Origin of the sequence: Armatimonas sp. (assembly GCF_043760365.1) — a bacterium.
Taxonomy (GTDB): domain Bacteria; phylum Armatimonadota; class Armatimonadia; order Armatimonadales; family Armatimonadaceae; genus Armatimonas.
This window is the reverse complement of sequence record NZ_JAYUPA010000712.1, coordinates 1-3,683: the sequence shown is the minus strand read 5'-3', so window position 1 is coordinate 3,683 and position 3,683 is coordinate 1. Positions and strand designations below refer to the sequence as shown.

5 protein-coding genes are annotated in these 3,683 nt (G+C 50.8%); 4 read left to right on the top strand and 1 reads right to left on the bottom strand.

From position 1 onward, the window contains the following. Nucleotides 1-1,355 (top strand): primosomal protein N' (gene priA, locus ACH2EH_RS16765; protein ID WP_395143346.1); only part of this gene is annotated, 1,355 nt, incomplete at its 5' end. Nucleotides 1,356-1,457: 102 nt separating this feature from the next. Here priA and ACH2EH_RS16760 read toward each other — a convergent pair. After that, a complete protein-coding gene (locus ACH2EH_RS16760; RefSeq protein WP_395143344.1) occupies nt 1,458-1,613 on the bottom strand; it encodes a hypothetical protein in 156 nt (51 codons plus the stop codon). Here ACH2EH_RS16760 and ACH2EH_RS16755 point away from each other — a divergent pair. From ACH2EH_RS16755 to ACH2EH_RS16745, 3 genes are read left to right on the top strand one after another with little or no spacing between them, the layout of a single operon-like run. Next, complete coding sequence (locus tag ACH2EH_RS16755; protein ID WP_395143342.1) at nt 1,606-2,574, top strand: RHS repeat-associated core domain-containing protein; 969 nt, start codon at nt 1,606-1,608, stop codon at nt 2,572-2,574. The two genes, ACH2EH_RS16760 and ACH2EH_RS16755, sit on opposite strands and share 8 nt — an antisense overlap. After that, the gene (locus ACH2EH_RS16750; protein WP_395143340.1) at nt 2,571-2,846 is read left to right on the top strand and encodes a hypothetical protein; all 276 of its coding nucleotides are present in this window, start codon (nt 2,571-2,573) and stop codon (nt 2,844-2,846) included. Before ACH2EH_RS16755 ends, ACH2EH_RS16750 begins: the two co-directional genes overlap by 4 nt. After that, the gene (locus ACH2EH_RS16745; protein WP_395143338.1) at nt 2,843-3,493 is read left to right on the top strand and encodes an SMI1/KNR4 family protein; all 651 of its coding nucleotides are present in this window, start codon (nt 2,843-2,845) and stop codon (nt 3,491-3,493) included. Before ACH2EH_RS16750 ends, ACH2EH_RS16745 begins: the two co-directional genes overlap by 4 nt. Nucleotides 3,494-3,683 lie beyond the last annotated feature (190 nt).

Sequence of the window (3,683 nt, the reverse complement as noted above, 5' to 3'; positions counted from 1 at the left end):
TCTCCCTGGGCGAGCGGCGCGATGAGTGGCAGCGGATCGCACGCGGCGAGGCGGATGTGGTGGTCGGGGCGCGCTCGGCGATCTTCTGCCCGCTCCCCAATGTCGGTTTAGTGGTGGTGGACGAGGAGCATGAGGGCAGCTACAAGCAAGACCAGCCCGCCCCCCGCTACCACGCCCGCGAGGTGGCGATTGCCCGCGCCCGTGCCACCGGCGCTACCGTGATTCTGGGCTCCGCGACACCGTCGGTGGAGACATTCTACAAGGCCGAAAAAGGCGAGTACGGCTTCCTGCCACTCCGCGAGCGCGCCCTCTCCCGCCCTCTGCCCAGTGTCGAGATTGTGGATCTGCGCGAAGGTTTCAAGAAAAACCAGCCCGCGCTCTTCGCCCCGCAGCTTTTGGAGGGGATCACGCAGCGCCTGGAAAAGCGCGAGCAGACCATTCTCTTTCTGAACCGACGCGGTTTCTCGATGTTCTTGCTCTGTCGAGACTGCGGCTACACCACGCGCTGCCCGCACTGTGAGGTCTCGCTGACCTATCATCAGCGCTCGGCACGGCTTGTCTGCCACCACTGCAACTACGAGCGCCCCGCGCCTGATATGTGTCCCAAGTGCGGCGGCAACCGCCTGCGTCCGTTTGGAATCGGCACCGAGAAGATCGAGGAGGAGATCAAGAAAGCGTTCCCAACGGCCCGTGTGATTCGTATGGATCGGGACACGACCCAGGAGAAAAACGCCCACATGAAGATGCTACGGCAGTTTCGTAGCGGCGAGGCGGATATCCTGATCGGAACACAGATGGTCGCCAAGGGGCTGGATTTTGCCGGTGTCACGCTGGTGGGCGTGATCTCCGCCGATACCGCACTCAATCTGCCGGATTTTAGAGCCAGTGAGCGCGCCTTTCAGCTTCTCACGCAGGTGGCGGGCCGGGCGGGGCGCGGGCGCAAACCCGGTCACGTGGTTGTTCAAAGCTTTAATCCCGAGCACGAGTCCATCACTGCCGCCGCCGAGCACGACTACGAGCTGTTCTACAAGCGCGAGATCGCGTTTCGTGAGGAGCTAGGCTACCCCCCGTTTGCACGGCTCGCCAATATTATCGCTCAGGACGAAGACGAGCGGCTCCCCGAGGTTCGTCTACGCGCTCTCGCCAATCGTTTAGAGAACTGCGACGGCCTTAAAGTCCTCGGTCCCGCCCCGTGCCCGCTCTCAAGACTTCGTGGCAAGTTCCGCTGGCATCTTCTGCTCAAGTGCACCGATGGCGACGCGCTCCGTGGCTACGTCCGCAAGGGAATGCTCTCGCTGAGCGCATCGGATCGCTCCGGGATGACCATTGACCTCGACCCGATGAGTCTGCTGTAGCGCCCTCTCCCCGCCCTGCGGCCATTTCCCCAGCTTCGCCGACCCTCTTCCTGTTTCCCGCTCGTTCCTAGTGAGGAAGAGGGTGGTTTAGGGTACGATACGTCAGCTTATGGCTTCGTCGCGCTGGCTCTCGCTCTTTCTTGCCTGGACACTCTTGCTCCAGAGCCTTGCCCCCGCGCTCGCCTCGCCTCGGCCCGTCCACGCTCCTGCACCGATGCAGAGCGCCCCGCATGAAAACCACGAGTACCTTGTGGACACCAGCCAGCCCTACGCCGAAGTAATTCAGGAGAAGACCTGGATCACAGATGGCGCGGGCACTCCGCTCGACGGCAACGCGCTGATCTACCGCTACGACATCGGGCTGGATCGTCTGCACTACTTCAAGTACCAGATGCCCATCAACGGCCCGCCGACGCTTGGCTCTGCGTCTTTTGATGGTCTTGGCAGCACGCGGATGCTGGTGGACGACTTTGGCACTGTGGTGGATGAGTTCGGGTATGCCGATGCCTTCGGGATTCCGTATCGCGTGGTTCCGGGCGGTGGCCGTGCGGTTGCTGGGCCTGGCTTCTTCCTGAATGGTCAGCAGTGGGATGGGGGTAGTGGTTGGGGTGGTGCGAACTGGAGTGGTTCGCCTGCCTTCAACGCGGGAGAGGGGCTGTACTTTAACCGTGCTAGGTATTACCAGCCGGGATTGGGAAGGTTTATTGGCGAGGATCCTGAAATAGGTAAGAATAAAAATCCGGATTCTCAACACAGATATTTTTATGCTTATCAAGATTCAGTCAATGAAGTTGACCCATCAGGGAAATTCGGAGAACACTCAATATTTGGAATACAAGCAACTGCATTTTTAAATACATCTAGTTCTGTAGGTAAGGAAACAATGACGGTTTCGGCTTATTTAGGGATTATATATACCATTTCTCAAATTACTAACATAGCAAGGCATGTAATAACTCGAATTGTTACTAGAGAAGATCAAAAAAACGACGCAGATCTACCAGTGTACGAAGTGAGTCGATCTGGTAGGTCACGTTACCTGCCTGCTTCTGTTGATATATCAGAATATACTGGTCATATTATTGAAGCAATTGAAAAGGAAGGACATCATAATATATTATTGTATCTTCCAGGGGCGATGAGCTGTTGGGAAGTCAAAAATATGGCCGCCGAAAAATTGCTCGGAGAACGTACTGGGCAGGAGAAAAATCCCGAATGAACCATACACCTCAGCAGCAGCTAGATGAATATCCGTTTGCCTCAACAATAGATGTATTGTATCCTGGACCGGGATCTAAAAATTCAGGAGATTCCACAAATAACGGCAGATACAATAATGATACAGGACCAAGTTTTAAATGGATTCTTCGATCTCATAATGAATCAGGAGGAGCAGATTTGAGTGCTTTTTATTTGAAAACCATACGAGAAAAAGGATTGTCTTGGACTTTATTAAGTTACAATGAATTTAAGGTGACGATAGTACCATGAAAACAGAAATAGATCGATTCAGTCAGGTAATTTATAGTAAATTTGGAGATTTAGAAAATATATTTAATCCTCCATGTAACAATTCAGATATTCGTAATGCTGAAGTGGCAATAGGCCATACACTTCCGAAAGATCTTAAGGAAATGTATCAATGGGCAAATGGAATGAATGATTCAGAACAAGAAGAATGTGATATATTTGACGGTTTCGTTTTCTTGTCTTTACATAAAGCGGTTGAAATGTCTATTCATCCTGAAAAAAGTCAAATGTTCGCTGATCAATATCGTTTCAATGGAGCGTCAGATATAGATATTTCAAAATTTATGAGTGAACATGATGTCAAGGATCTTTTTTGTGTATTAATGGATTATGACGGGAAAGAAATGTGGATAGATCTTGAAGATGGGAATGAATCTTCTGTTTATATTCGTCTAAGAGACAGAATAGGATTTATTGGTAAACCTGAGCCATTGTTGTCTGTTTTTGATAATTTAAAAAGTATGTTAATGTCATTAACGCAATGTCATGAAAATGATTATTTTAATTTAGGGGCGTATTCTTATCACGAAAACAGGAGTAATATTATTCGCGTAATGAATCTTCATAATCCAAACAGTTCAAATTATTGGAATGGATGGAGTATTTGAAGGATGATCTGACTTCTTTTTCTTTAGGAGCTACGTAGTTCAATCGTCAGGCTCCCTCGTTTGCAAGGCATCGCCAACTGTACGGACGATTTGAATCGCGGACGGGTACATTCCCCGGAGCTTGCTCCGCGTCCGCATAGAATGCTTTACAATGCTCCATGAGTCAATACATCCATAAAAGCCATAATGT

What these genes read in the sequence shown, in the direction of transcription:
- ACH2EH_RS16750 (WP_395143340.1), top strand. Translation starts at nt 2,571, where the DNA reads ATGAACCATACACCTCAGCAGCAGCTAGATGAATATCCGTTTGCCTCA.
- ACH2EH_RS16745 (WP_395143338.1), top strand. Translation starts at nt 2,843, where the DNA reads ATGAAAACAGAAATAGATCGATTCAGTCAGGTAATTTATAGTAAATTT.